Source organism: Streptomyces sp. NPDC058239, assembly GCF_042882185.1.
GTDB lineage: Bacteria > Actinomycetota > Actinomycetes > Streptomycetales > Streptomycetaceae > Streptomyces.
The window spans coordinates 1-25746 of the sequence record NZ_JBHVWS010000007.1 but is presented as its reverse complement, the minus strand read 5'-3'; the positions used below and the strand labels follow the sequence as shown (position 1 = coordinate 25746).

Annotated in this window: 21 protein-coding genes; 13 read left to right on the top strand and 8 right to left on the bottom strand. The window is 70.6% G+C overall.

Annotation, left to right across the window (positions count from 1 at the left end; genetic code table 11):
• Positions 1 to 187: 187 nt before the first annotated feature.
• The 5 genes from ACFVYE_RS11265 to ACFVYE_RS11245 are packed head-to-tail and all read right to left on the bottom strand — an operon-like array spanning position 188 to position 5979.
• A complete protein-coding gene (locus ACFVYE_RS11265) occupies positions 188 to 1435 on the bottom strand; it encodes a styrene monooxygenase/indole monooxygenase family protein (RefSeq protein ID WP_383959740.1) in 1248 nt (415 codons plus the stop codon).
• A gap of 30 nt (positions 1436 to 1465) precedes the next feature.
• Positions 1466 to 2116, bottom strand: coding sequence for an ATP/GTP-binding protein (locus tag ACFVYE_RS11260; protein ID WP_383959742.1), 651 nt, complete (start codon positions 2114 to 2116; stop codon positions 1466 to 1468).
• On the bottom strand, positions 2097 to 2510 hold the full coding sequence (locus ACFVYE_RS11255; RefSeq protein ID WP_037689183.1) for a DUF742 domain-containing protein: 414 nt from the start codon (positions 2508 to 2510) through the stop codon (positions 2097 to 2099). Before ACFVYE_RS11255 ends, ACFVYE_RS11260 begins: the two co-directional genes overlap by 20 nt.
• Positions 2507 to 2986 (bottom strand): roadblock/LC7 domain-containing protein, encoded by a 480-nt coding sequence (locus ACFVYE_RS11250; RefSeq protein WP_383074348.1) that lies wholly within the window; start codon positions 2984 to 2986, stop codon positions 2507 to 2509. Before ACFVYE_RS11250 ends, ACFVYE_RS11255 begins: the two co-directional genes overlap by 4 nt.
• A complete protein-coding gene (locus ACFVYE_RS11245) occupies positions 2983 to 5979 on the bottom strand; it encodes a nitrate- and nitrite sensing domain-containing protein (protein WP_389605301.1) in 2997 nt (998 codons plus the stop codon). Before ACFVYE_RS11245 ends, ACFVYE_RS11250 begins: the two co-directional genes overlap by 4 nt.
• A 365-nt stretch (positions 5980 to 6344) precedes the next feature.
• Here ACFVYE_RS11245 and ACFVYE_RS11240 point away from each other — a divergent pair, with 365 nt between their 5' ends.
• Complete coding sequence (locus ACFVYE_RS11240) at positions 6345 to 7130, top strand: protein phosphatase 2C domain-containing protein (protein WP_389605150.1); 786 nt, start codon at positions 6345 to 6347, stop codon at positions 7128 to 7130.
• Between the two features lie 27 nt (positions 7131 to 7157).
• Here ACFVYE_RS11240 and ACFVYE_RS11235 read toward each other — a convergent pair whose 3' ends face one another.
• Positions 7158 to 7655: a MarR family winged helix-turn-helix transcriptional regulator gene (locus ACFVYE_RS11235; protein WP_389605148.1), complete on the bottom strand. Its 498-nt coding sequence runs from the start codon at positions 7653 to 7655 to the stop codon at positions 7158 to 7160.
• A gap of 227 nt (positions 7656 to 7882) precedes the next feature.
• Here ACFVYE_RS11235 and ACFVYE_RS11230 point away from each other — a divergent pair, with 227 nt between their 5' ends.
• Both ACFVYE_RS11230 and ACFVYE_RS11225 read left to right on the top strand, forming a co-directional pair.
• Positions 7883 to 8740, top strand: a complete 858-nt coding sequence (locus ACFVYE_RS11230) for a lysozyme (RefSeq protein ID WP_383959749.1) — start codon at positions 7883 to 7885, stop codon at positions 8738 to 8740.
• Positions 8741 to 8967: 227 nt separating this feature from the next.
• Positions 8968 to 9726, top strand: a complete 759-nt coding sequence (locus ACFVYE_RS11225) for a polysaccharide deacetylase family protein (RefSeq protein ID WP_383959783.1) — start codon at positions 8968 to 8970, stop codon at positions 9724 to 9726.
• Positions 9727 to 9849: 123 nt separating this feature from the next.
• Here the strand turns inward: ACFVYE_RS11225 and lon are convergent, their stop codons facing one another.
• Entirely contained in the window at positions 9850 to 12282 is a 2433-nt protein-coding gene (gene lon, locus ACFVYE_RS11220) for an endopeptidase La (RefSeq protein WP_389605146.1), read from the bottom strand.
• 355 nt (positions 12283 to 12637) lie between these two features.
• Here lon and ACFVYE_RS11215 point away from each other — a divergent pair, with 355 nt between their 5' ends.
• Positions 12638 to 13456: a nucleotidyltransferase gene (locus ACFVYE_RS11215; RefSeq protein WP_389605144.1), complete on the top strand. Its 819-nt coding sequence runs from the start codon at positions 12638 to 12640 to the stop codon at positions 13454 to 13456.
• Here the strand turns inward: ACFVYE_RS11215 and ACFVYE_RS11210 are convergent.
• Positions 13383 to 14192, bottom strand: a complete 810-nt coding sequence (locus ACFVYE_RS11210) for a rhomboid-like protein (protein WP_383959755.1) — start codon at positions 14190 to 14192, stop codon at positions 13383 to 13385. The two genes, ACFVYE_RS11215 and ACFVYE_RS11210, sit on opposite strands and share 74 nt — an antisense overlap.
• Positions 14193 to 14326: 134 nt before the next feature.
• Between ACFVYE_RS11210 and ACFVYE_RS11205 the strand changes: the two genes are divergently transcribed.
• From ACFVYE_RS11205 to ACFVYE_RS11165, 9 genes are all read left to right on the top strand, one after another.
• Complete coding sequence (locus tag ACFVYE_RS11205; protein WP_389605142.1) at positions 14327 to 14938, top strand: RNA polymerase sigma factor; 612 nt, start codon at positions 14327 to 14329, stop codon at positions 14936 to 14938.
• 14 nt (positions 14939 to 14952) lie between these two features.
• Entirely contained in the window at positions 14953 to 15888 is a 936-nt protein-coding gene (locus ACFVYE_RS11200) for a zf-HC2 domain-containing protein (protein WP_383959759.1), read from the top strand.
• Positions 15889 to 15898: 10 nt separating this feature from the next.
• A complete protein-coding gene (locus ACFVYE_RS11195; protein ID WP_383959761.1) occupies positions 15899 to 16699 on the top strand; it encodes an ABC transporter ATP-binding protein in 801 nt (266 codons plus the stop codon).
• Positions 16696 to 17997: a hypothetical protein gene (locus ACFVYE_RS11190; RefSeq protein WP_389605140.1), complete on the top strand. Its 1302-nt coding sequence runs from the start codon at positions 16696 to 16698 to the stop codon at positions 17995 to 17997. Before ACFVYE_RS11195 ends, ACFVYE_RS11190 begins: the two co-directional genes overlap by 4 nt.
• On the top strand, positions 17994 to 18617 hold the full coding sequence (locus ACFVYE_RS11185; protein ID WP_383959765.1) for a hypothetical protein: 624 nt from the start codon (positions 17994 to 17996) through the stop codon (positions 18615 to 18617). The genes ACFVYE_RS11190 and ACFVYE_RS11185 overlap by 4 nt, the downstream gene beginning before the upstream one ends.
• Before the next feature lie 188 nt (positions 18618 to 18805).
• Positions 18806 to 19498 (top strand): spermidine synthase, encoded by a 693-nt coding sequence (locus ACFVYE_RS11180; RefSeq protein WP_383959767.1) that lies wholly within the window; start codon positions 18806 to 18808, stop codon positions 19496 to 19498.
• Between the two features lie 223 nt (positions 19499 to 19721).
• Positions 19722 to 20459 carry a response regulator transcription factor gene (locus ACFVYE_RS11175; protein WP_014154105.1) on the top strand — a complete coding sequence of 246 codons (738 nt, stop codon included), beginning with the start codon at positions 19722 to 19724 and terminating at the stop codon, positions 20457 to 20459.
• Positions 20456 to 21532, top strand: a complete 1077-nt coding sequence (locus ACFVYE_RS11170; protein ID WP_389605137.1) for an ATP-binding protein — start codon at positions 20456 to 20458, stop codon at positions 21530 to 21532. The genes ACFVYE_RS11175 and ACFVYE_RS11170 overlap by 4 nt, the downstream gene beginning before the upstream one ends.
• A 257-nt stretch (positions 21533 to 21789) precedes the next feature.
• On the top strand, positions 21790 to 25629 hold the full coding sequence (locus ACFVYE_RS11165) for a multifunctional oxoglutarate decarboxylase/oxoglutarate dehydrogenase thiamine pyrophosphate-binding subunit/dihydrolipoyllysine-residue succinyltransferase subunit (RefSeq protein ID WP_383959771.1): 3840 nt from the start codon (positions 21790 to 21792) through the stop codon (positions 25627 to 25629).
• Positions 25630 to 25746 lie beyond the last annotated feature (117 nt).

The following is a 25746-nucleotide window of genomic DNA, read 5'->3' as shown; positions in this document are numbered from 1 at the left end:
GACACCGGGCCCCTGCCCGACGGCGGCTTCCGGCTGGCGGCGCGGCTGCCTCTCGGCCCGGCGGGGCCCGGCGGCGGGGGGGGGGGGGGCGGGGGTGGGGGGGGCCGGGGGGGCCGCTGCCCTCGCCCCTGCGGCGGGGCGCCCCGCCGGCGGCGTCCCCCCCGCCCCCCCCCCCCGACTGCTGCGGTCAGGCGGCCGACGCGGCCGCGGAAACCTCGGCGAGGTACGCGTTCGTCTTCTCCGGGTCGAAGAAGAAGTTCTCGAAGTCCGCCGGGTTGTTGAAGCCGTTGGCGAAGCGGTCGGCGACCGGCTGGAGCTGGCCGGCTGCGCCGATCAGGTTCAGCACGTGCTCCGGCGGAACGCCGAGCATCGCGTTGGTCCACTTCACGACGTGCTGCGCGGTGTCCCAGTAACGGTCGAACGTGGCCTGCATCCAGTCCGCGTCGAACTCCCGGTCGCCGTGCTCGATGATCGACTCCAGGTACGCGTTGGCGCACTTGGAGGCCGAGTTGGAGCCCTGGCCGGTGATCGGGTCGTTGGCGACGACGACGTCCGCCACACCGAGCACCAGACCGCCGCTGGGCAGCCGGCCGATCGGCTTGCGAACGGTCGGGGCGTAGCGTCCCGCCAGGGTGCCGTTGGCGTCGGTCAGTTCGACCTTGGTGGCGCGGGCGTACTCCCACGGCGTGAACCGCTCCATGAGCTCCAGCGTCTTGGCGAGGTGCTCGGAGGGGTCCTTGATGCCCTGGAACACGTCGAGCGGGCCGCCCGGGATGCCCTCCCAGAACAGGATGTCGGCGCGGCCGGACGTGGTCAGGGTCGGCATCACGAAGAGCTCGCCGACGCCGGGAACGAGGTTGCAGCGGACCGCGTCGAACTCGGGGTGCTCGGGGCGCGGGCCCATGCCGTGGACGTACGCGACGGCCAGGGCGCGCTGCGGGGCGTCGAACGGCGAACGGGACGCGTCCCGGCCGAACATGGAGACCAGCTCGCCCTTGCCCGCGGAGACCATCACCAGGTCGTAGGTGCGGGAGAAATAGTCCAGGTCGGAGACGGCGGCACCGTGGATGACGAGCTGTCCGCCGCGCTGGGCGAAGGTCTCCATCCAGCCGGCCATCTTCACGCGCTGGTCGACGGACTGGGCGAAGCCGTCCAGCTTTCCGACCCAGTCGATGGCGCGGGAGGAGTCGGGGGCGGCGACCGAGACGCCGGCTCCCTCGATGCGCGGGGCCTGGGACTCCCAGAAGTTGAGCTGGTAGTCACGCTCGTACTGGAGCGCGGTGTCGAACATGCACTGCGTCGACATGACCCGGCCGGAGCGGATCTCGTCGGCGGTGCGGTTGGACATCAGGGTGACTTCGTACCCTCGGGACTGCAGTCCGAGGGCGAGCTGGAGACCGGACTGACCGGCTCCGACTATGAGTATCTTCCGCATCGCGGTTCTCCGTTACGTGTTGCGTGCGAGCTATGCCGGGGTGGCGTCGAGGGCATGGCCGACGAGGGCCAGCAACGACTCGACGACGGTGATCCTGTTACGCGCGTCCATGATCACAACAGGCACGTGCGGCGGCACAGTCAGGGCCTCCCTGACGTCATCCGCCTCGAACCCCGGCGTTCCTTCGAAGTGGTTGACGGCGACGATGTACGGCAGGCCGCAGCTCTCGAAGTAGTCGAGTGCAGGGAAGCAGTCGGCGAGCCGCCGGGTGTCGGCGAGCACGACTGCGCCGATCGCGCCGCGCACCAGGTCGTCCCACATGAACCAGAAGCGCTGCTGGCCCGGTGTGCCGAACACGTACAGCACGAGGTCGTCGTCGAGCGTGAGCCGGCCGAAGTCCATCGCGACGGTCGTGGTGACCTTGTCGGGTGTCGCGGAGAGATCGTCGGTCTCCTCGCTGGCCTGGGTCATCATCGCTTCGGTCCTCAGCGGGGTGATCTCGGAGACCGCCCCCACGAAGGTCGTCTTGCCCACGCCGAACCCGCCCGCGACCACGATCTTCGTGGCGACGGGGGCCCTGGTGTGGTCCAACTGCCAGGCCTGCAGAGATTCTTCGGCCTGGTCCTTGGCCCTCGGCCGGCGCGGGGCGAAGAGCGGCGACTCAGAGACGGCGGAGTCCATTGAGCACCCTTTCGAGCAGTGCGCGGTCGGGCTGGCCGGTGCCGTGACCGGTCCCGTACACGCGGATCTTTCCCTGGTCGGCCAAGTCGCTGAGCAACACCCGGACCACGCCGAGCGGCATCTTCAACAGGGCGGAGATCTCAGCGACCGTACGCATCCGGCGGCAGATTTCGACGATGGCCTGGAGCTCCGGCATGACGCGGGTGGCCAGGTTGCCATTGGTCAGCTCGCGGCGCTCCTCGGGCGCTTCGAGCGCGGCGACGAACGTCTCGACGAGCAGGACGTGGCCGAAGCGGGTGCGACCGCCGGTGAGCGAGTACGGGCGGACCCGTGCGGGCCTTCGGTCGGACCCGCGGACGGGAAGCCTGCGGGCGGGTTCAGCAGCGGGCGTCACTGGGCGCTCTCCATCGATTTGCGCAGTTCACTGCGGAGTTCGGGGGTGAGTACGTGTCCGGCTCGGCCGACGAAGAGCGCCATGTGGTAGGCGATGACGCTCATGTCGCAGTCCGGGGTGGCGTGCACACCGAGCAGCGAGCCGTCGCTGATCGACATGACGAAGACGCTGCCCTCGTCCATGGCGACCATGGTCTGCTTGACGCCGCCGCCCCCCATCAGCTTGGCGGCGCCGACGGTGAGGCTGCCGATGCCGGAGACGATGGTGGCCAGGTCGGCGCTGGAGCCCTTGGGGCCGTCCTGCCGGCCGGTGCTCTGAGTGGTCAGATGGCCGGGGTCGGAGGAGAGCAGCATCAGTCCGTCGGACGAGACGACGGTGACCGAGTGGACCCCTGGCACCTCCTCCACCAGATTGCTCAGCAACCAGTGAAGGTTCCGGGCCTCGGTACTCAGCCCGAATGTGCTGGGCGCAGTCAACTGCGTGCCTCCTCGACTGTGTCCCCCGTCTCATCGGTTCGGCCGTCGCTGGGGTCGGCCGGCTCACTGTGCTCGGTAAGTGCGGAGCGCCCGGCGTGTGCGGGGGCCCCGGGGAACGGCTGGGTCGCCGTGATCTCGGCGATCTCCGCCTCGACGTCCCGGCGGCCGTCCTTCGCGCCCTGGTGGAAGCCGCCGAGCCGACGGCGCAGCGCCTCCTTGTCCAGGCTGCCCTTGCGCTCGGTGCTGGGTGCCGTGGTGGGCTTGACGACCTTGGGCGTGCGCTTGGGCAGCCCCTTGTCGGTGATGCGCTCCTGCTGCGGCTGCGAGTACTGCTCCGGCTGCCGGGGGCCGGGCAGGGCGTCGGCGACGGGCACGGGGGCCGGGGCGGGTGCGGGGGCCGGGGCGGGTGCGGGGGCGGGTGCGGGTGCGGTGTACGGCTCCGGGGCGGACACGGGGGCCGGGGCGGTGTACGGCGAGGGGGCCGGGGCCGGCGCGGTGTACGGCTCCGGGGACTCGTCGGCGGTGCGCTCGTGGCGGTCGGGGCCGATGGCGTACGGGTCGGGCGCCGTGAACTCGGGGACGTCCTCGAACTCCGGAACCACCGGGAGCCGTACCTGCATCGTGATCTCGGCCTCGGCGGCGGCCGGAGCGGGTGCGGGGGCGCTGCCCGCCGCGGGCCCGGGCTCGGGCTCGGGCTCGGGGGTGGCCCCGGACTCGCGGATCGTCTGCTCGGCCGCGGCGATCAGCGGGTCGCCGGGCAGGGCGAGCGTACGCCCCGGCAGTGCGTTGGAGTTGGCCTCGGCGACCGACCCCGGAAGGTTCAGCGCGGGGGCGTCCCCCGGGACCTTCATCGGTGGTGGTGTGGCGGCCGGTGGCGCCTTCGGCAGCAGGGCCTTGGGCAGGACGACGACCGCCGTGACCCCGCCGGTGCCCGCGTGGTCGCGCAGCTGTACCCGTACGCCGTGGCGCGCTGCCAGCAGGGAGGTGACCTGGAGTCCGAGCCCGGCTCCGTCCGCACTCTGTTCGCCCGCCTCGAACAACGTGGGGTCGCCGAGCCGGGTGTTGAGCTCGCCCATCCGTACGGCGGACATCCCGATGCCCTCGTCCTGGACGGAGAGCATCACTTCTCCGGTCTCCAGCAGCCAGCCGGAGAGCTGGACATGGGAATCCGGCGGTGAGAAGGAGGTCGCGTTCTCCAGGAGTTCGGCGACGAGGTGGCTGAGGTCGTCCGCGGCGAAACCGGCGATCTGGGCGTGCGGCGGCAGGGACTGGATGGTGACCCGCTCGTACCGCTCGATCTCGGAGACGGCCGCACGCAACACGTCGACCAGCGGGATCGGGCCCGCATGCCCGTGGCCGTGCTCGGCGCCGGCGAGGACCAGCAGGTTCTCGCTGTGGCGGCGCATGACCGTGGCCATGTGGTCGAGCTTGAAGAGGGTGGCCAGCCGCTCCGGGTCGTGCTCCCGCTCCTCCAGGCTCTCGATGACACCGAGTTGACGCTCGACGAGGCCGAGGGTGCGCAGCGAGAGGTTGACGAAGGTGTGGTGGACCGTGTTCTTCAGCCGCTCCAGCTGGGCGGTGAGGTCGGAGGCCATGACCTGGAGTTCGGCACGCTGGACGGTGAGGGCCTCGCGTCCGGCGATCAGCTCGGCGCGCTCGGTCTGCAGGCTCTCGAAGCGGCCGTTGAACTCGTGGAGCAGTCCGTGCAGCTGGCCGTGCAGGGCGTTGATGGACCGTACGACCTGGGCGAACTCGTCGTTGCGGCCGGTGTAGCGGACCGGTTCGGCGGTGGCGGGTTCCGCGGCGAGGCGGGCGGCACCGATCCGCAGGACGGCGAGCGGCTGGGTGAGGGTGCGGGCCACGGCGGTGGAGACGCCGACGGCGATCAGCAGACAGCCGCCGAGCAGCGCGATCCGCAGTTCCAGCGCGGTGACGTCGTCGTCGCGCAGCTGCTCCAGACGCTGGACCTGTGCGGTGCCGAGGGCGGACTCGACACCCCGCATCCGGTCGATCCGGGCGGAGAGTGCCGTCTCGACCTTCTCGGTGTCGGCCTTCTGGTCGGAGTCCGACAGCTCGGGGCGGTCGGTGAGGGAGTTGAGGTACTTCTCCGCGCTGTTGACCTCGGACCCGGTGACGGTGGACGACAGCTTGTCGCGGGCGGTGGAGCCCGCGGCCTGGTCGAAGTCGGCGAGCGAGGAGAGTTCGCCGACCCGGGCCTGCTGGGCGGCGGCGCTCAGCTCGTCACGGGTGCGGTCGTCCTTGCTGCTGCCCTCGTCCTGGGTCTGGACGGGCAGCCCGGTGATCGGGTCGATCTGCGGGGTCGTGACCTTGCGGGGTACGGAGAGCGCGGCGATCAGCAGCCCGCGGGTGGCGGAGGCCTGCTCGGTGGCCCGGCCGAGGGCGAGCGGGGCGCGGGTGGACTCGGCGGCGCGCGGCGGGGTCTTCTCGGCGAGCTCGTCGGCGAGGTCGTGGAGCTTGGCGATGACCTCGGAGTACGCCTGATGGGCCTCCAGCGCGGTGCCCTTGCCGCTGAGCGCGTCGCGGCGCAGGGAGGGAATGGTGGAGAGGTCGCGGCGCAGTGCGGCCGGGGCCGCACCCCTGATCTCGTCCACCTGCTGGTCGACGCGGGCGCTCCGGCTGCCGGGGTCGCCCTTGCCTTCCGCCGCGGGGCCGGACTTCTCGTCACGGCCGGCCGCGATGTAGGCGGTGACCTCGTCACGCTCGTCCGCGAGGGCGTGCGCGAGCACGATGGCCTGCTGGTTCAGCTCGGCGAGGGTGACCAGCCGCTGCGACTCGTTCAGGTCGGAGGAAGCGCTGAGGGCCGCGGGTGCGCCCGCGGCGATGACAGTGATGCCGACGACCGCGACACCGGCAACCAGCCGGCTGCGTACGCGCACGGTGCGCCGGGTGCTCCCGCTCTCGGCGGGTGCCGGAGGCGTCGCCCCGGAACCGCTGTGCTTGCTGCCCTTGCTCCGAGGCCGCTTCTTCTGCACCGGTGCTCGCATTCTTGACTCGTCCGCCCTTGAAGCAGAGGTGACGCACGGTCACATGTGAACGAACGCCCCGACTCCTGGTACGGCTTCTGACCATTCCAGTGCTTTTGAGAGGGGGACGCGCATCAACCACTCGGCCACCTGAACGAGTGAACATCACTCCGGAGTTGACCAACAAGTCTCCCCCGGGGGCACGTCCGGCACACCTGACCCGTCGGCTGGAACTTCCGCCCAGGCTTTGGCAGGATGCCCGCCCGCACGCCGCACGGAGCCTTTCCTTCCGCTCCAGGCATCCGTCTGACCTGCTGGTACAGGCCAACCTTGGGCAGTGCAGGGCTCGTGAAGGCGTCGTGCAGACTGGCTGTATGCGAATCGAACTCGCCACCGTCGCCGGCAGCGCCGAACGACCGAACGAGGACTGGGCCGCCACCGCCCTGCCCGCCTCCGGCCAGGGTGGGACGCTGATCCTGCTCGACGGAGTGACTCCGCCACAGGGGGACGACGGTTGTGCGCACTCGGTCCCCTGGTTCACCGCACGACTGGGCGGCTCACTGGTCGAACTGTCCGGTTCGCGACGGGATCTGACCCTCCAGGAGATCCTGGCCGAGTCCATTCGGCACACCGCCGATGCACACCGCTCCTCATGTGACCTTTCTCACGTAAGGACGCCACAGGCGACGGTCGTCATGGCGCGCTGGGACGAGCATGAGATCGAGCACCTGGTGCTGTCCGATTCCGTACTGTTGTTCGAGGCACCCGACGGAGCCGTGCACCCCCTCCTCGACGACCGGCTGGACCGCCTGCCGCCGGGCTCCCTGGCCGACGAAGCGATCACCGACGCACAGGTACGCAACAAGGAGGGCGGCTTCTTCACCGCCGCCGCCGACCCCTCCGTGGCGGCCCGCGCGGTCACCGGGCGCACCCCGCTCGGCCAGGTGCGGGCGCTGGCAGCGATGACCGACGGGGCGGCCCGCTGGACCGAGATGTTCCGCGCGGGCGACTGGGCGGACTGCCTCGGGGTGCTCCACAAGGAAGGCACGCAGGGGCTGATCGACCGCGTCAGGGCGCTGGAGGGCGCGGACGCGGAGCGCACGTATCTGCGCCGCAGCAAGACCCACGACGACGCGACGGCGGTCTACGCGGTGCTGTGACGGCGCACCGGGGGGCGGGCCGGGGAGTCAGTCCTCGGCCCGGGCGTTCAAGTGATGCAGCAGCCGGGCCAGTTCGGCCACCTCGATCCGGTCCCAGTCGGCGAGCTTGCGCACATAGCGGTCGCGTCGGGCGTCGCGGACGCTGCGGTAGCGGGCCAGGCCCTCGGCTGTGAGGTGGACGAGGGAGGCCCGGCCGTCGGCCGGATCGGGCTCGCGCGCCACCAGCCCGAGGGCCTCCAGGGCGCGCAGTTGACGGCTCATGGTTGCCTTGCCGACCCCGAAGTAGGCCGCGAGATCGGTGGCCCGCTGCTGTCCGGCCGACTCCAGTCGTACGAGAAGTCCGTATGCGGCGGCTTCCAGTTCGGGGTGGACCTCGCGCGCCATTTCCCCGGAACTGGCTCGCGCCCGGCGCAGAAAGACGGCCAACTCCCTCTCCAGGGCAAGGAATGCGTGGTCCACACCACTTTCTCCGCTCGCGCCGGGTTCACTACCGCTTTCGCTCCCGTGCACGTCAACACCCCTCATGAGCTTTCCTGCCGCTGAAAGTTTCTTTCGCCGCTGGTCATCGCCGCAGCTTGGCCAGTATTTCGCAGGCGTAGACCAACGGCAGCACCCAGGCCCCCTTCCGTAGCGCGGGTCTACGTGCGTAGCGTCATGCATGGCATGTTCACACCATGACATGCCGGCAGGGGTTCGCCCGGCGTCCCCCTGGGATCAGCACGTCCCCCCACCAAGGCCTCGGAGGCACTCACATGCCGGTGCTCAGATCCAGATCCGGAACATCCCGTCGCTCGCGCTTCGCCGCGGCCGGAACCCTGCTCGCAGCCCTCTCCCTCCTTCTCACCCTGCCCGGCGCGGCGAGCGCCGCGGGTACCCACGACACCGCCGCCGCGGCCAAGAAGCCCGCGCGCGGCACGGCCACGATGGGCATGGGCGTCATCACCCACGACGGCCAGGGCGGACTGCCGCGCGACACCCGCGCCGTCCAGACCGAAGGCGTGGACGTCAGCAGCCACCAGGGCAACGTCGACTGGGCGACCCTCTGGAACAGCGGCGTGAAGTGGGCCTACACCAAGGCCACGGAGGGCACGTACTACACGAACCCGTACTTCGCCCAGCAGTACAACGGCTCGTACAACGTCGGCATGATCCGGGGCGCGTACCACTTCGCCACCCCGGACACCACGAGCGGCGCCGTCCAGGCCAACTACTTCGTGGACCACGGGGGCGGCTGGTCGAAGGACGGCAAGACCCTGCCCGGTGTGCTCGACATCGAGTGGAACCCGTACGGCGCGCAGTGCTTCGGCAAGACCCAGGCAGGCATGGTGTCCTGGATCCGCGACTTCGTGAACACCTACAAGGCGCGCACCGGACGCGACGCGGTCATCTACACCGCGACCAGTTGGTGGCAGACCTGCACCGGGAACAATGCGAGCTTCGGCGCCACCAACCCGCTGTGGGTGGCCCGCTACAACACCACGGTCGGTGAACTCCCGGCCGGCTGGAGCTACTACACGATCTGGCAGTACACCTCGTCCGGCCCCTACGTCGGCGACCACAACCACTTCAACGGCGCCCTCGACCGCGTACAGGCTCTCGCCAACGGCTGAGCCGGCCCGCCGCGCCCGACCGGTCCGACACTTCGCACAGCAGAGCCCCGGCGACCCGCCCAGTCGCCGGGGCTCTGCCCTGTTCGCGCCACCTGACCAGGTGTTTCGCCCTCCGAACCGACAATGAAGGACCCCTTATACACCCGGTGTATACGCCGTGTGTATAGTCCTTTCCTGCCGCACACCGTGCGCCTTGTTCAGCTACGGAGGAGTGACCCGCCTTGTCCATGAAGACGAAGTCGATCGGTACGGGGTTGGCCGCCGCTCTTGTGACGGCACTCACCCTGACGCTGAGCGGCTGCTCCATGCAGACCACCGCGCCGGCCTCCGCGCGCGGCGACGCGGGCTCCGACGCCAAGGGCTCCTTCGGTCCGGTGGACTGCCGCAAGGCGAAGTGCATAGCCCTGACCTTCGACGCGGGACCGGGCGAGGACACCCCGCATCTGCTGGACATCCTCAAGGAGAAGAAGGTGCACGCGACCTTCTTCCTGCTGGGCAAGAACCACGTCAAGAAGCACCCCGACACCGTGCGCAGGCTCGCCGCCGAGGGGCACGAGGTGGCCAACCACACCTGGTCCCACGAGATCCTGACGGACAAGAAGCCCGCCGAGATACGCGCCGAGCTGGAGAAGACCCAGGACGCGATAGCGGAGATCACCGGCAAGAAGCCGCGTCTGATGCGCCCGCCGCAGGGCCGTACCGACGACACCGTCTCGGACATCAGCAAGGACCTGGGGCTCTCCCAGATCCTGTGGAGCGCGACCGCCAAGGACTACTCCACGACCGACTCGGCGCTGATCAAGAAGCGCATCCTGGACCAGGCGAGCCGGGACGGCATCATCCTGCTGCACGACATCTACAAGGGGACGGTGCCCGCCGTGCCGGGCATCATCGACGCGCTGAAGAAGCAGGGCTACACCTTCGTCACCGTCCCGCAGTTGATGGCGCCCGCAGAGCCGGCCCCGGGGACCGTCTACCGCCCCTGAGCCGTACGCCCCCAGAAGCGAGGACCCTGGGCGCACGCGGAACGACCCGCCCGCCCGTTGCCGGGAAGGCGGGCCGTCCGTACCGGTCGCGCACGTGGTGCCACGCCCGTCACGCCATGGCGCCTACGCCGCGGCCGGGATCCTCTCCTCGCGCCTGGCCGCGGAGGCCGGGGCGAGGGCGATCTCCAGCACCTGGCGGACGTCCGTCACCGGGTGGACCTCCAGGGTGTCCAGGACCTCGGCCGGGACATCGTCCAGGTCGGCCTCGTTCCGCTTCGGGATGACCACGGTGGTGATCCCGGCCCGGTGCGCGGCCAGCAGCTTCTGCTTCAGGCCGCCGATCGGCAGCACCCGTCCGGTGAGCGAGACCTCACCGGTCATCGCCACATCCGTACGGACCAGCCGTCCGGAGAGCAGCGAGGCCAGCGCGGTCGTCATGGTGATGCCGGCGCTCGGGCCGTCCTTCGGGACCGCGCCCGCCGGGAAGTGGATGTGCACGCCGCGGTCCTTCAGATCCGCGACCGGCAGCTCCAGCTCCGCGCCGTGCGACCGCAGGAAGCTCAGCGCGATCTGCGCGGACTCCTTCATGACGTCGCCGAGCTGACCGGTGAGGGTCAGTCCGGACGCCCCGGTCTCCGGGTCGGCCAGCGACGCCTCCACGAACAGCACGTCACCACCGGCACCGGTCACCGCGAGTCCGGTGGCCACGCCCGGCACCGCGGTGCGGCGCTCGGCCGGGTCCTGGGCGGACTCGGGAACATGGTGCGGCCGGCCGATCAGACCGCGCAGATCCGCTTCGGTGACCGTGAACGGAAGCTCCCGGTCGCCCAGTTCGTGCTGGGCCGCGACCTTGCGGAGCAGCCGGGCGACGGCCCGCTCCAGGTTTCGTACGCCCGCTTCGCGGGTGTACTCGCCGGCCAGCTTGCGCAGCGCGGACTCGTCGAGCGTCACCTCGTCCTTCTCCAGACCGGCCCGCTCCAGCTGGCGCGGGAGCAGGTGGTCGCGGGCGATGACGACCTTCTCGTCCTCGGTGTAGCCATCGAGCCTGACCAGCTCCATACGGTCGAGCAGGGCCTCCGGAATGGCTTCGAGCACATTGGCCGTCGCCAGGAAGACGACATCGCTGAGGTCGAGTTCGACCTCCAGGTAGTGGTCGCGGAAGGTGTGGTTCTGCGCCGGGTCGAGGACTTCGAGGAGGGCGGCGGCCGGGTCGCCCCGGAAGTCGGAGCCGACCTTGTCGATCTCGTCGAGCAGGACGACCGGATTCATCGTTCCGGCCTCCTTGATGGCCCGGACGATACGTCCCGGCAGGGCACCGACGTAGGTACGCCGGTGGCCGCGGATCTCCGCCTCGTCCCGTACACCGCCGAGCGCGACACGGACGAACTTGCGTCCCATGGCGTGCGCGACGGATTCACCGAGCGAGGTCTTGCCCACGCCCGGCGGACCCACCAGCGCCAGGACGGCACCGCCGCGCCGCCCGCCGACGACGCCGAGGCCGCGCTCGGAACGCCGCTTGCGTACCGCCAGGTACTCGGTGATCCGCTCCTTCACGTCCTGCAGGCCCGCGTGCTCGGCGTCGAGGATCTCCTGGGCGCCGCGGATGTCGTACGCGTCCTCGGTCCGCTCGGTCCACGGCAGTTCGAGGACGGTGTCGAGCCAGGTCCTGATCCAGGAGCCCTCGGGGCTCTGGTCGGACGAGCGCTCCAGCTTGTCGACCTCCTTGAGGGCGGCCTCACGGACGTGCTCGGGAAGATCGGCGGCCTCGACGCGGGCCCGGTAGTCGTCGGACTCGTCTGCGCCGGAACCAGGGCCGCCGTTGAGATCGGAGAGCTCCTTGCGTACGGCTTCCAACTGGCGCCGCAGCAGGAATTCGCGCTGCTGCTTGTCGACGCCCTCCTGGACGTCCTTGGCGATGGACTCGGCGACATCCTGCTCGGCAAGGTGTTCACCGAGCCACTGGATGGCGAGCTTCAGCCGGGCGACCGCGTCCACGGTCTCCAGGAGCTGCACCTTCTGGGCAGTGGTGAGGAAGGGTGAGTATCCGGAATTGTCGGCGAGCGCGGAGATGTCCTCGATCTGCTGGACCCGGTCCACGACCTGCCAGGCGCCGCGCTTCTTCAGCCAGCTGGTGGCGAGCGCCTTGTACTCCTTGACCAGCTCGGCGGCGGCTCCGGGGAGCGGATCGGGGACGACCGCGTCGACCCGTGTCCCTTCCACCCAGAGCGCGGCACCCGGCCCGCTGGTCCCGGCCCCGATCCGTACCCGGCCACGGCCGCGGATGAGCGCGCCCGGATCCCCGTCCGAAAGCCGCCCGACCTGTTCGACGGTGCCGATGACACCGGTGCCGGTGTACGTCCCGTCGATCCGCGGCACAAGAAGCACCTCGGGCTTGCCGCCACCCTCACGGGCTGCGGCCTGTGCGGCTTCCACGGCGGCGCGTACATCGGTGTCGGACAGGTCCAGAGGCACCACCATCCCGGGCAGCACGACCTCGTCGTCGAGCGGCAGCACGGGCAGGGCGAGCGGAGTGACCGCATTGGACTCGGTAGCCATGATCTCCCCTTCGGCACTCAAGTTGAGTTATGCAGACTCAATGCTTCTGAGCCTCCCATTGTTCCCCGGTGCATGTTCGCTGTGAGCGATCGACTGAATGCGCTCGCTCCGCAGGCCCCGCCCGGTCCGGCCGTTTCTGTAGCGGAGAACTCCGGACGCGTCCGCTTTAATCCGGCGGCGTTCCCGGCTTCGGGAACCGAGTCCGCCGGTCTGTGGCTTCCACTCCGTGACCACTGTGGTCGCCGCCGACGCCCTGACGACGGCACGGGACCTCGGACCGGCCGATGTCCCGAGGCCCGGCCCACCTGCGAAAAACCGGTCGGCAACCGGACGGGACACCGGGCAGAGTGCCGGTATGAACGACGACCGAGGGATGAATCCGGACGGCACCATCCGGCGGGAGGGTTCGCTGGGCCGGGTGCCGGCGGCCTTCGCCCCCGTGGTGGCGGCTGCCCGCACCCGGATCGCCGAAGTGTTCGACGGCGCGCGGCTGCACAGCGCGTACATCTACGGCAGCATTCCGCGCGGCACGGCCGTTCCCGGTGTCTCCGATCTGGACCTGCTGCTCGCCCTGCGCACCGAACCCACCGAGGCCGACGAGGCGGCGGCCCGGGCCGTCGAGGCCGGGCTGGACGCCTCGTTCGGCCAGATCGACGGCGTCGGCATCCTGCTGTTCGGCGCCGACACCCTCACCAGCGAACTCGAACGCAACGACCTCGGCTTCTTCCTCGCCTGCCTCTGCACCCCACTGCTGGGCGAGGACCTCGCCGTACAGCTTCCGCGCTACCGCCCCACCCCGCTGCTCGCCCGCGAGACCAACGGGGACCTCCACCTCTCGCTCCCGCGCTGGCGACGGAGGGCCGCCGAAGCCACCACGGACTCCGAACGCCGAAACCTCAGCCGCGGCGCCGCCCGCCGTATCGTCCGGTCGGGCTTCACCCTGGTCATGCCGCAGTGGGGCGGCTGGACCAGCGATCTGGTGGAGTCCGCCGAGGTGTTCGCCCGCTACTACCCGGACCACCCGGAGCGGATCGAGCAGATGAGGGTGGCCGCGCGCACGGGCCGCACCCCCTCCGCCGATCCGGCTGTCCTCGCGGTGCTCATCGACGATCTGGCGCCCTGGCTGGCAGCCGAGTATCTCGCGGTGCACGGCGAGAAGGCCCCACGCCCCTGACCACCGCACCTGTGACCGCACCGGCCCGGCGCAGCAGCGGCCAGCAGGCCACGCCCAGCAGCAGCGCCAGCGGATGGCCCCAGCTGGTGAGGGGGTTGCCGAGGTCGAACAGATCACGCAGCAGCATCGCACCGACCCCGCCGAGCACCAGCACCCGGAGCCACGGCGTGAGCAGCCCGGCGAGCGCACCCACGCTCGCCATCAGCCCGAAGCTGATGCCGTAGTCGAGCCTGTGCAGCGAGGACTCCGGCAGATGACCGGCCACCACGGACAGCCCGACCGGGATCTCCGTGGCGAGCGTCGCCACGACATGACCGAGCAGGAACACACCGGCGGTGCGCCACCCCCCGATGCGGCGTTCCAGGGCGGTCAGCACGAGCGCGAAGCCGAGGACGTACGGGGAGGTGAGCCCGCCGACGACCCACAGGGCACTGGCGGCCAGGACGAGGAACGGGGCCTCGCCGAGATGCGCGACATCCGTGCTCGATTCGCGCAGTACGGCGGAGACGGTGTCCGGATCGGCGCACTCCATGAAGAGGGACGTGGCGACGAGCACCAGCAGATACCCGAAGGTGAACGGGGTACCGGTGGGCGTCGGCAGCAGCCGCAGCCACCGGCGGGCCTTGCGGTCCCCAGGAACGGCGGGCTCTTCCGTACGGCGCTGACGCGGTATGGCGTCGAGCAGCGGCGCCGCGAGCTCTTCTTCGCGAACCGCCCTGTCCGTACCCTGATGCACCGCGCGAGGCCCCTTTCCGTACCAGCCCCCGAAGCAACGTTCCACCCTCCGTGATCGTCCCCCGCGACGCCTATGGCGTGAACCACATGAGCCACGTATGAACCGACTCGGGTCCGGTGCTCGATAGAGGGAGTGTGAACCTGTTGCGCTCCCCGGGGGAGGACCGAAATGACGACGATGCGCTGCTGCGTGCCGTCGCACAGGGGGATACGGCGGCCCTGGCGACGCTCTACGACCGGCATGCCGGCTGGCTGCTCGCCCGGCTGAGCAGACGGTGCGCGGATACCGAGACCGTACGGGAAGTCCTTCAGGACACCTTCGTGACGGCCTGGCGCTCCGCCGGATCGCACCGCGGGGGGCAGATCGGCGGCTGGCTCTGGGTGATCGCCTCGCGCCGGCTGGTGGACGCGCAGCGGGTCCACGCCCGCGCCGGTCTCGCTGCGCAGGCCGAGGCCGAGCGGGCCGGGAGCAAGGAGTGGGCAGCCGCCGCGCCGTCCGCCGAGGAGCGGGTGCTTGCCGGGCTGGAGTACGGGGATGTGGGCGCCGCACTCGACCGGATCTCGCCGGAGCTGCGCGAGGTCCTGCGCGCGACGGTCATCGACGGGCTGACGACCCGTGAGACGGCCCGGCTCCTGGACATACCGGAAGGCACGGTCAAGACCCGGGCGATGCGGGCCAGACGCGAGCTGCGCGCCGCGCTGGAACTGCTGGCGCCGGAAGCCGGTCCGCTGGGAGGCACGGCATGAGGGGAGGCGACGGCGTGACCCACTGGCACGTGGACGGAGAACTGGCCGACCGGTACGCAGCCGGTTCGGTGGCGGAGACGGACGCCTGGTCCCTGGAGAAGCACGTGGAGACGTGCGGGGGGTGCGCGGCACGGGTCTCGGCGGCGGTACGGGCACGGCATGAGGCGGCGGCGATGCTGGACGGGGTGCGGGCGGGGGTGCTGGCCGCGGTGGCGGCGGAAGGGACACCGGAGAGCCGGCCCGCCCGGAGCAACCGGGTCCGTTCCCTCGTGTCCGCAACCGGGGCCGTCCTGAACGGTCGGGTCCGACTTCCCGGGTCCGCCACCCGCACCGGGCGTCTGCTGTGGGCCGCCGGGCCCGCGCTGCGCGGTGCGTGGCTGCTGGCGCTGGTGCTGGTGGCCGTAGGGGCCCTCGCTCTGGCTTACGGGGCCGGGCTCGGCGCGGCCACGCGACCGCTGCTCCTCGTCGTCGCGCCGGTGCTGCCGCTCGCCGGGGTCGTCGTCTCCTACGGACGGCACACGGACCCGATGCACGAGATCACCGCCGCCACCCCGGCCGGCGGGCTGCGGCTGCTGCTGACGAGAACCGCCGCGGTGCTCGGCGTGAGCATCCCGGCGCTCACCCTCGCCGGGGCCGCACTGCCCCCGTCCGCCGTGGGGCCGGGCCCGGCGGCATGGCTGCTGCCGGGGCTGGCGATGACGCTGGCGGCGCTCGCCCTCGGTTCGTACGTCGGCTGCCGTACCGGCGCCTCGTCCGTCGCCGTGGCCTGGGCTGTCGCTGTGCTCCTGCCTGCCTTCGCCACCTCTCCCCCGGAGATCGGCCCGGCGGCCGAAGCAGCGAAGTACTTCGCAGGGCCCGCCGCACAGGGCGGCTGGGCGGCCGGGGCGCTGGTGTGCGCCGCGCTGCTTGCCGCACGCCGTAGATCCTTCGACCATCTGGAGACGTTGTGAGCGTGAACGCATGAACAGCACCACGGCCATCAGCACAATCGAGGTCAGGAAACTGACCGTGCGGCACCGCAGAACTACCGTGCTCGACGCCGTCGACCTCGACTTCGCACCCGGTGTGCACGGGCTCCTCGGACCGAACGGAGCGGGCAAGACCTCGCTGATCCGGGTGCTCGCGACGGTCGCCGCACCGTCCGGCGGCCGGGTGGAGCTGCTCGGCAGCGAGGTCGGCGCGAAGTCCGGCCACCGCAGCCGGGCGGCGGTCCGGCGCAAGCTCGGCTATCTGCCGCAGGAGTTCGGGTACTACCCGGGCTTCACCGTCCGCGAGTTCGTCGCCTATGTGGCCTGGCTCAAGGAGATGGACGCGGCGGCGGTGCCCGCGGCCGTGGAGCTTGCGGTGGCCCGGGTGGGTCTGGCGGACCGGATCGACGCCCCGGTGAAGACCTTGTCGGGCGGGATGGTGCGGCGCGTCGGCATCGCCCAGGCGATCGTCAACGATCCGGACCTGCTGCTGCTCGACGAGCCGACCGCCGGTCTCGACCCGGAGCAGCGGGTCGAGTTCCGGGCGCTGATACGCGAGCTGGGCAGCACGTCCACCGTGATCGTCTCGACCCATCTGGTCGAGGATGTCGCCGCGGCCTGCACCGATGTGACGCTGATCGAGGCGGGCCGGATCGCGTACCGGGGTACGACGCAGGAGCTGACGGCCCTCGGCGGCGAGGACAACGGAGCGGACGGGCCGGACGGCAACCCGATCGAGCGCGGCTACACCGCTGCGCTGCGGGCGCACCGGGGGACGGTGGCGCATCGATGACGAACCCCACCCTGTACGGAAAAGCACGGGCATACACCGCGCTGCGGGCCGAGCTCCGGCGCGGGATCGCCCCCTGGACCGGGCTCGCCGTCGCCCTCACCGTCCTCGTTCCGCTGTGGGGCAAGGCATCCCAGTGGCAGGGCAGCTGGGGCGAGACCCAGAGCCAGTTGCACTCGGCGTCGGCCCTGCTCGCCGGTCCGCTCGTTGCCGCGGCCTCCTGCTGGCAGGGCGGCCGGGAGCATCGCCGCCGGACCGATGAGCTGCTTTCCTCGGCCCCGCGCAGCCGGCTCACGCAGGCGACAATGGCCGCGACGCCGATCGTGCTGTGGGCGGCCGCCGGATATCTGGTCGCACTGGCCGTGGCGTTCGCGGCGACCGCCCCGTACACCGGGGCCGGCAGCCCGTCCTTCTCACTCGTCGCCACGGATCTCGGGTTCCTGCTGTCCATCGGCCTCGTGGGGTTCGTCGTCGGCCGGTTGGTGCGGTGGCGGCTGATCGCTCCCGTGCTGGCGGTGTGCGCCTACGTCGGCCTGGGGTTCCCGAACTATCTGGACTCGGAAGCCCAGTTCCTGAACCCGGCCCAGCAGGTCGACCTCGAAGGGGCCGTCCCTGTGTGGTGGTACGCCCCGGTTCTGGTGGCATGGACGGGCGGCATCGCCGCCGCCGTACTGCTCGCGTACGCGGCAAAGCGGCGCTACCTCGCGGTCGTGCCGCTCGCCCTGTCGATCGCGGCGGGGACGGTGGTCGTGCACACCGGTGCGGATCTCTTCCGGAACGATCCGGCCGCGGCGCGCATGGTCTGCTCGAAGGCCGGCCCCGGCACGCCGCAGATCTGCGTGAACACATACGACGCCCCGGTGCTGCCCCAGATGTCCGAGGCCTTGGCGGGCGTGTTCTCACGTCTGGAGGCAGTCCCGGGCGCGCCGGTCAGATACGTGGACTCCCGATTCGGCACGAAGGACGGCGAAGCCGCCCTCTCGCACGTGACGCGGGGCTGGGGCCTCACACGGAACCGGCTGACCGATCCCCACCAGTACGCCTCGAACACCGCCTTGGGTCTGGTGAACCGCGACTGCCCGGCCGACTCGCACGGAAAGAGCCGGAAGGAGGCCGAACGAGTGGATCGGACGGACGACGCGGTCCGCAGCTGGCTGGCCGGCGAAGACTCGGTCTGGTACCCCGATTCGCGCCATCTCTCCCGTCTCAAGGCCATGCCGGACGCCGACCGCAAGGTCTGGCTCGGCCGCTTCCTGGCCACCCGGAAGAGCTGCACACCCTCGGAGGTCCCGGTCCTGTGAGCCATCGGCCGACCCACGCCGCACTCCCCCGCCTCTATATCCGCTCCCGCGCCCTCCCCCTCACCGTCGCCTCTCTGACCTGCATCGTCCTCGTCGCCGCCTGGGCGGCCCACTGGCTGGAGGACCAGCCGTACTTCGACCACACCGCCCGTGTCCCGGTCATCGTGCTGGCCCCGCTGCTCGCCTCCGCCGCGATCGGCACCAGCCTGCACGCGCACAGCGACGAGCTGGACCGAACCGCCGTACGCCGCTGGTGGCCGCGCCGACTGCTGCATCTGCTCGCACTGACCGTGCTCGCGACCGGGGCGCTCGCGCTGGCGGTCCCGGGGCACCCGGAGGAGTTCGGCGCACCAGGCATGGTGCGCAATGTGCTCGGCGCGACCGGGGTGGCCGCGGCCTCCGCCGCCCTGATCGGTGCCCGGCTGAGCTGGCTGCCGATGACGGTCTACGGCGGCGCCGTCTATCTGGCGGCGCCCCACACCCCGGGCGGCGCGGCGGCGGTGTGGGCCTGGCCGATGCAGCCGGGTCCGCAGGGTGCGGCGTGGGCGGTGGCCCTGTCGGCGTACGTGATCGGGGCGGCCCTCCTCGCGGCGCGCGGTGCGCGCCCGGTGAGCGCGTGACCCCGGACGTTCCGCGCCCCCAGAGCGCGTAACTCCCGTCCGTCGCACGCCCCGCGCCGCGCAACGGAGCACGCTCCCGGGGGGCGGATCGGATGGATCGGGCAGATCCGGCAATCCGCTGGCCCCCGGCCGCATCGAGCGGCCAGGATGGCGGCGAACCTGTCCGCCAGCCACCGGAGACTCGCACCATGCCCGACATCCACGGCCCCGACACCCTCGCCCCCGTCACGCTCGACCGCCGCGAAGGCCCTTACGGCGAAGTCGTTCTGCGGGAGCGGGGGGACGACTTCGAGATCATCGCCAACGGGTGCTTTCTGATGGACACCTCCGACGGGCGTTCCGAGCGGCTGCTGATCGACGCGGCGCTGGCCGCGCTGCCCGCCGACCGGGCGGCACCGGCGGTGCTCATCGGGGGTCTCGGGGTGGGGTTCTCGCTCGTCCGGGCCGCCGCCGAGCCGCGGTGGGGGCGGATCGCCGTCGTCGAGCGGGAGCAGGCGATCGTGGACTGGCATCTGGAGGGGCCGCTGGCCGGGATCTCCGGTGCGGCGCTCGCCGATCCGCGGACCGCGATCCTGACGACGGATCTCATTTCGTACCTGCGTACGACTACGGACCGTTACGACGCCCTGTGCCTGGACATCGACAACGGGCCGGACTGGACAGTCACGGAGGACAACACGAGCCTGTACTCCCCCGACGGTCTGGCGGACTGCCGGGAGCGGCTGACACCGGGCGGCGTTCTCGCGGTGTGGTCCGCACAACCGTCCGCCGAGTTCGAACAGGCTTTGCAGAATGCCGGATTCAGTGGGGTTAGGACGGAAGAGGTCAGCGTTGCCCGAGGTGTTCCCGACGTGGTGCATCTCGCACTTCGGACGGACTGAGAGCCCCCACCGGGTATCCGTGGCCCCCGGACGCCCGGGGCCAAGTGCCACAAGGCCGACACTCCGCCACTTCGTCGCGCCCAAGCCGTTACACCCTGCGTAGCCGAGAGCAGTCCGCTGCCTTTACGCTGCTGACCGGTAACGGGGATCACCCACGAAATCCACAAGCGAAGACCGTGCGTCCGGGGGAATGGCCCCCGTGAGAGCGGGCAGGGGCGGGGCGATGGAACAGACACACACCACCCACAACGGTGTCGCGGCCACGCCGGGCGCGCAGCGCCGGGTGCTGGTGGTCGAGGACGACGCCACAATCGTCGATGCCATTTCCGCCCGACTGCGGGCCGAGGGCTTTCTGGTGCAGACCGCACTCGACGGACCCGCGGCCGTGGACGCGGCCGAGGCATGGCAGCCCGATCTGATGGTGCTCGACATCATGCTCCCCGGCTTCGACGGCCTGGAGGTCTGCCGCCGTGTGCAGGCCCAGCGGCCGGTGCCGGTGCTGATGCTGACCGCCAGGGACGACGAGACCGACATGCTGGTCGGCCTCGGGGTCGGCGCCGACGACTACATGACCAAGCCGTTCTCGATGCGCGAGCTGGCGGCCCGGGTGCACGTCCTGCTGCGCCGGGTCGAGCGTGCGGCACTGGCCGCCGTGACGCCGCGCAGCGGCATACTGCGCCTCGGCGAGCTGGAGATCGATCACGCGCAGCGCCGGGTCCGGGTGCGCGCCGATGACGTCCACCTCACGCCGACCGAGTTCGATCTGCTGGTCTGTCTGGCCAACACCCCCCGTGCGGTGCTCTCCCGGGAGCAGCTGCTGGCCGAGGTCTGGGACTGGGCGGACGCCTCCGGCACCCGGACCGTCGACAGCCACATCAAGGCGCTGCGCCGGAAGATCGGTGCGGAGCGGATCCGTACCGTGCACGGTGTCGGCTACGCCCTGGAGACCCCTGCGCCATGACCCGGCCCGGTTCCGGACTGCGCCCCTTCTCGGTCAAGGCCAAGCTGGGCACGCTCGTGGTGGTCTCGGTGTTCATCACCACCGGGCTGCTGATGGTGGCCGTGCGCACCAGGACCGAACTGCGCTTCATCACGGTGTTCTCGGTGATCGCGACCCTGCTGATCACCCAGTTCGTGGCGCACGGTCTGACTGCGCCGCTCGACGAGATGACGACCGTGGCCCGGTCGATATCGCACGGTGACTACACCAGACGGGTGAGTGGCGCCGACCGGCGTGACGAGCTCGGCGACCTGGCCCAGACGATCAACCTCATGGCGGACGACCTGGAGGCCGTGGACCGGCACCGGAAGGAGCTGGTGGCCAATGTGTCGCATGAGCTACGGACCCCCATCGCGGCACTGAGAGCCGTGCTGGAGAACGTCGTGGACGGGGTGTCCTCGGCCGATCCGGAGACGATGCGCACGGCCCTGAAACAGACCGAGCGGCTCGGCAGGCTGGTGGAGACGCTGCTGGACCTGTCCCGCCTGGACAACGGGGTGGTCACGCTGAAGGCCCGCCGTTTCGAGGTGTGGCCGTATCTGTCGGGTGTACTGAAGGAGGCGAACCTTGCCGCCTCGCACCGCCGGCTGCCCTCCGGTTCCGGGAACCACACCCGCAAGGACGTACATCTGCATCTGGATGTGTCGCCGCCCGAGCTGACCGCGCACGCGGATGCGGAACGGCTGCACCAGGTCGTGGCCAATCTGATCGACAACGCTGTCAAGCACAGCCCGCCGCACGGCCGGGTCACCGTGCTGGCCCGGCGCGGGGCCGGACCGGAATCCCTGGCACTGGAGGTCCTGGACGAGGGCCCGGGCATTCCGGAGTCCGAGCGGCACCGGGTCTTCGAGCGTTTCAACCGCGGCGAGGTGCCGTCCCCGCACGGTCCGGGCAGCGACGGCGGTACGGGCCTGGGCCTGGCGATCGCCCGCTGGGCGGTGGATCTGCACGGCGGACGAATCGGCGTGGCCGAATCCGCTCGCGGTTGCCGCATCCAGGTCACTCTTCCGGGGATCCGGCAACCGCGAGGTTGACATAGGGTTCGAACCGGAAGGGCACGTTCTGCGTGTTCTGTTCAAGGGGTACGGTCCAGGGGGCCGTAGCCGCGGTCCCGCGTACCCGAAGTGAAGCGGAACCATGCTTGTTTCCCGCCATTTCCTGCGCCGAAACCCGTCTTCCGATGTGACTTGCACGACGAAGACCGGCCCGGCCTGCATGGAACGGCTGGGGAGGCGTAGCCTTGATTTCCGCTGTCCATCACCTTGTGAAGCGGAAGAGGGCGGTTGCCGCCGTGTCGTCTCAGTCCCCCAGTAACTCGAGCATCTCGACCGACCAAGCCAGCCCGGGTTCGAACCCGGCTGCAGCTTTCGGCCCCAATGAGTGGCTCGTCGACGAGATCTACCAGCAGTACCTCCAGGATCCCAGTTCGGTCGATCGCGCCTGGTGGGACTTCTTCGCCGACTACAAGCCGGGTACGTCCGGCACGGCGGACAAGCCCGTTCCCGGCGCCGCAGCCGCGGGGGCTGCGGTGACCCCGGCCCCGGCCGCCACCGCACCGGCCATCACACCCCAGGCCGCTCCGGCGCAGGCCCCGGCTCCGGCCGCGAAGGCCCCCGCGCCCGCGGCTCCGGCGCCCGTACAGGCCGCTCCCGCCGCCGCTGCTCCGGCAGCCCCGGCGAAGGCCGCGCCGGCTCCGGCCGCGAAGGCCGCCGCTCCTGCGCCGGCCAAGCCCGCCGCGGCTCCGGCCACCGAGGCCGCGGCCGGCCCCGAGTACGTGACGCTGCGTGGTCCGTCGGCCGCCGTCGCGAAGAACATGAACGCCTCGCTGGAGCTGCCGACGGCCACGTCCGTCCGCGCCGTTCCGGTGAAGCTGCTCTTCGACAACCGCATCGTCATCAACAACCACCTCAAGCGCGCCCGGGGCGGGAAGATCTCCTTCACGCACCTCATCGGGTACGCGATGGTGCAGGCCCTCAAGGCCATGCCGGCGATGAACCACTCCTTCGCGCTGAAGGACGGCAAGCCGACCCTGGTCAAGCCGGACCACGTCAACCTCGGTCTGGCCATCGACCTGGTGAAGCCGAACGGCGACCGCCAGCTGGTCGTCGCGGCCATCAAGAAGGCCGAGACGCTCAACTTCTTCGAGTTCTGGCAGGCCTACGAGGACATCGTCCGCCGCGCCCGCAACGGCAAGCTCGGCATGGACGACTTCACCGGAGTCACCGCCTCGCTGACCAACCCCGGCGGCATCGGCACCGTGCACTCGGTGCCCCGCCTGATGCCCGGACAGGGCCTCATCATGGGCGTCGGCGCGATGGACTACCCGGCAGAGTTCCAGGGCACCTCCCAGGACACCCTGAACAAGCTGGGCATCTCCAAGGTCATGACGCTGACCTCGACGTACGACCACCGGGTCATCCAGGGCGCCGCCTCCGGCGAGTTCCTGCGGATCGTCGCCCAGCTCCTCCTCGGCGAGAACGAGTTCTACGACGAGATCTTCAAGGCGCTGCGCATCCCGTACGAGCCGGTCCGCTGGCTCACGGACATCGACGCCTCGCACGACAGCGACGTCACCAAGGCCGCGCGGGTCTTCGAGCTGATCCACTCCTACCGGGTCCGCGGCCATGTCATGGCCGACACCGACCCGCTGGAGTACCGCCAGCGCAAGCACCCCGACCTGGACATCACCGAGCACGGCCTCACCCTGTGGGACCTGGAGCGGGACTTCGCGGTCGGCGGTTTCGCCGGCAAGTCGATGATGAAGCTCCGCGACATCCTCGGTGTGCTGCGAGAGTCGTACTGCCGCACCACCGGCATCGAGTTCATGCACATCCAGGACCCGAAGCAGCGCAAGTGGATCCAGGACCGGGTGGAGCGCACGCGCACCCAGCAGCCCGAGCGCGAGGAGCAGCTGCGCATCCTGCGCCGGCTGAACGCCGCCGAGGCGTTCGAGACGTTCCTGCAGACCAAGTACGTCGGCCAGAAGCGGTTCTCGCTGGAGGGCGGCGAGTCCGTCATCCCGCTGCTCGACGCGGTCATCGACTCCGCCGCCGAGGCCCGCCTCGACGAGGTCGTCATCGGCATGGCCCACCGCGGCCGGCTGAACGTGCTGGCGAACATCGTCGGCAAGTCGTACGCGCAGATCTTCCGCGAGTTCGAGGGCAACCTCGACCCCCGGTCGATGCACGGTTCCGGCGACGTGAAGTACCACCTGGGCGCCGAGGGCACCTTCACCGGTCTGGACGGCGAGCAGATCAAGGTCTCGCTGGCCGCCAACCCCTCGCACCTGGAGGCGGTCGACCCGGTCCTGGAGGGCATCGCCCGCGCCAAGCAGGACATCATCAACAAGGGCGGCACGGACTTCACGGTCCTGCCCGTCGCACTCCACGGAGACGCGGCCTTCGCGGGCCAGGGCGTCGTCGCCGAGACGCTCAACATGTCGCAGCTGCGCGGCTACCGCACCGGCGGCACCGTGCACGTGGTGATCAACAACCAGGTCGGCTTCACCGCCGCCCCGGAGTCCTCGCGCTCCTCGATGTACGCCACGGACGTGGCGCGCATGATCGAGGCGCCGATCATCCACGTCAACGGTGACGACCCCGAGGCCGTCGTCCGTGTCGCGCGCCTGGCCTTCGAGTTCCGGCAGGCGTTCAACAAGGACGTCGTGATCGACCTCATCTGCTACCGCCGCCGCGGTCACAACGAGGGCGACAACCCGGAGTTCACCAACCCGCAGATGTACACCCTGATCGACAAGAAGCGCTCGGTGCGCAAGCTCTACACCGAGTCCCTCATCGGTCGCGGCGACATCACGCTGGAAGAGGCCGAGCAGGCGCTGCAGGACTTCCAGGGCCAGCTGGAGAAGGTCTTCGCGGAGGTCCGCGAGGCCACCTCGCTGCCGGCTCCGGCACACACCCCCGAGGTCCAGCCCGAGTTCCCGGTCGCCGTGACCACCGCGGTCTCCCAGGAGGTCGTGAAGGTCATCGCGGAGTCCCAGGTCAACATCCCCGACCGGATCACCGTCCACCCCCGTCTGATGCCGCAGATGCAGCGTCGCGCGGCCTCGGTGGAGAACGGCACGATCGACTGGGGCATGGGCGAGACCCTGGCCATCGGTTCGCTGCTGATGGAGGGCACCCCGGTCCGGCTCGCCGGCCAGGACACCCGCCGCGGCACCTTCGGCCAGCGGCACGCGGTCCTCGTCGACCAGGTGACCGGCGAGGACTACACCCCGCTGCTCTACCTCGCCGACGACCAGGCCCGTTACAACGTCTACGACTCGCTCCTCAGCGAGTACGCGGCGATGGGCTTCGAGTACGGCTACTCGCTGGCCCGCCCGGAGTCGCTGGTCATCTGGGAGGCCCAGTTCGGTGACTTCGTCAACGGCGCGCAGACCGTCGTCGACGAGTTCATCTCCTCGGCCGAGCAGAAGTGGGGCCAGACCTCCGGCGTCACGCTGCTGCTGCCGCACGGCTACGAGGGCCAGGGCCCGGACCACTCGTCCGCCCGCCCGGAGCGCTTCCTCCAGATGTGCGCGCAGGACAACATGACGGTCGCCATGCCGACGCTCCCGTCGAACTACTTCCACCTCCTGCGGTGGCAGGTGCACAACCCGCACCACAAGCCGCTGATCGTCTTCACCCCGAAGTCGATGCTCCGCCTCAAGGCGGCCGCGTCGAAGGCGGAGGAGTTCACCACCGGCGGCTTCCGCCCGGTGATCGGCGACGACTCGGTCGACCCGAACGCGGTCCGCAAGGTCGTCTTCTGCGCCGGCAAGGTCTACTACGACCTGGAGGCCGAGCGCGAGAAGCGCGGTGTCACGGACACGGCGATCATCCGTCTGGAGCGCCTGTACCCGCTGCCGGGTGCCGAGCTCCAGGCCGAGATCGCCAAGTACCCGAACGCCGAGAAGTACCTGTGGGCGCAGGAGGAGCCGGCCAACCAGGGCGCCTGGCCGTTCATCGCCCTGAACCTGATCGACCACCTGGACCTGGCCGTCGGCGCCGACGTCCCGCACGGTGAGCGCCTGCGCCGCATCTCGCGGCCGCACGGCTCGTCCCCGGCGGTCGGCTCGGCCAAGCGCCACCAGGCCGAGCAGGCACAGTTGGTCGCCGAGGTCTTCGAGGCCTGACGCTTCGAGATCTGACCGGTCGCTGTACACACGACGGAGGGCCCCGTCGCCCCAGGTGATAGCCGGGCCGGGGCCCACGCCATTAGTAGCGACGCCGGTGAGGGCGTTTAGAGTTAC

Excerpts from the sequence above, each read along its gene's own strand:
- ACFVYE_RS11265 (WP_383959740.1), bottom strand. The coding sequence starts at position 1,435 with ATGCGGAAGATACTCATAGTCGGAGCCGGTCAGTCCGGTCTCCAGCTC.
- ACFVYE_RS11260 (WP_383959742.1), bottom strand. The coding sequence starts at position 2,116 with ATGGACTCCGCCGTCTCTGAGTCGCCGCTCTTCGCCCCGCGCCGGCCG.
- ACFVYE_RS11240 (WP_389605150.1), top strand. The coding sequence starts at position 6,345 with ATGCGAATCGAACTCGCCACCGTCGCCGGCAGCGCCGAACGACCGAAC.
- ACFVYE_RS11235 (WP_389605148.1), bottom strand. The coding sequence starts at position 7,655 with ATGAGGGGTGTTGACGTGCACGGGAGCGAAAGCGGTAGTGAACCCGGC.
- ACFVYE_RS11230 (WP_383959749.1), top strand. The coding sequence starts at position 7,883 with ATGCCGGTGCTCAGATCCAGATCCGGAACATCCCGTCGCTCGCGCTTC.
- ACFVYE_RS11225 (WP_383959783.1), top strand. The coding sequence starts at position 8,968 with ATGAAGACGAAGTCGATCGGTACGGGGTTGGCCGCCGCTCTTGTGACG.
- lon (WP_389605146.1), bottom strand. The coding sequence starts at position 12,282 with ATGGCTACCGAGTCCAATGCGGTCACTCCGCTCGCCCTGCCCGTGCTG.
- ACFVYE_RS11215 (WP_389605144.1), top strand. The coding sequence starts at position 12,638 with ATGAACGACGACCGAGGGATGAATCCGGACGGCACCATCCGGCGGGAG.
- ACFVYE_RS11195 (WP_383959761.1), top strand. The coding sequence starts at position 15,899 with ATGAACAGCACCACGGCCATCAGCACAATCGAGGTCAGGAAACTGACC.
- ACFVYE_RS11190 (WP_389605140.1), top strand. The coding sequence starts at position 16,696 with ATGACGAACCCCACCCTGTACGGAAAAGCACGGGCATACACCGCGCTG.
- ACFVYE_RS11180 (WP_383959767.1), top strand. The coding sequence starts at position 18,806 with ATGCCCGACATCCACGGCCCCGACACCCTCGCCCCCGTCACGCTCGAC.
- ACFVYE_RS11175 (WP_014154105.1), top strand. The coding sequence starts at position 19,722 with ATGGAACAGACACACACCACCCACAACGGTGTCGCGGCCACGCCGGGC.
- ACFVYE_RS11170 (WP_389605137.1), top strand. The coding sequence starts at position 20,456 with ATGACCCGGCCCGGTTCCGGACTGCGCCCCTTCTCGGTCAAGGCCAAG.